1 protein-coding gene is annotated in these 529 nt (G+C 72.2%); it reads left to right on the forward strand.

Annotation, left to right across the window (positions count from 1 at the left end):
- A partial coding sequence (locus tag LT948_RS33055; RefSeq protein WP_232197173.1) for an Ig-like domain-containing protein occupies window positions 1-529 on the forward strand: 529 nt, incomplete at both ends.

A 529-nucleotide genomic window follows, 5' to 3' on the forward strand; every position in this document is an offset into this window, starting at 1 on the left:
CAGCGGCAACTGGACCTACACCCCGTCCACGCCGATCGCCAACGGCACCGTGGTCAACGTGGTGGCCCAGGACGCCGCCGGCAACAACAGCCCGGGCGCCAGCGTCACCGTGGACTCGCAGGCCCCGGCGGCGCCGGTGCTCAACCCGAGCAACGGCACCACGCTCAGCGGTACCGCCGAGCCGGGCGCTACCGTGACCCTGACCGACGGCAACGGCAACCCGATAGGGCAGGTCACCGCCGATGGCAGCGGCAACTGGAGCTTCACACCGGGCACGCCGCTGGCCAACGGCACCGTGGTCAACGCCACGGCCAGCGACCCGACCGGCAATACCAGCGCTCCGGCCAGCACCACCGTGGACTCGGTGGCGCCGGCCGCGCCGGTGGTCAATCCGAGCAACGGCGCGGAGATCAGCGGCACCGCCGAACCGGGCGCCACGGTGACCCTGACCGATGGCAGCGGCAATCCCATCGGGCAGGTCACTGCCGACGGCAGCGGCAACTGGAGCTTCACCCCGTCCACGCCGCTG

The sequence above is a fragment of the Pseudomonas sp. CP-1 genome, from assembly GCF_021213715.1.
In the GTDB taxonomy this organism is placed as follows: Bacteria; Pseudomonadota; Gammaproteobacteria; order Pseudomonadales; family Pseudomonadaceae; genus Pseudomonas; species Pseudomonas aeruginosa.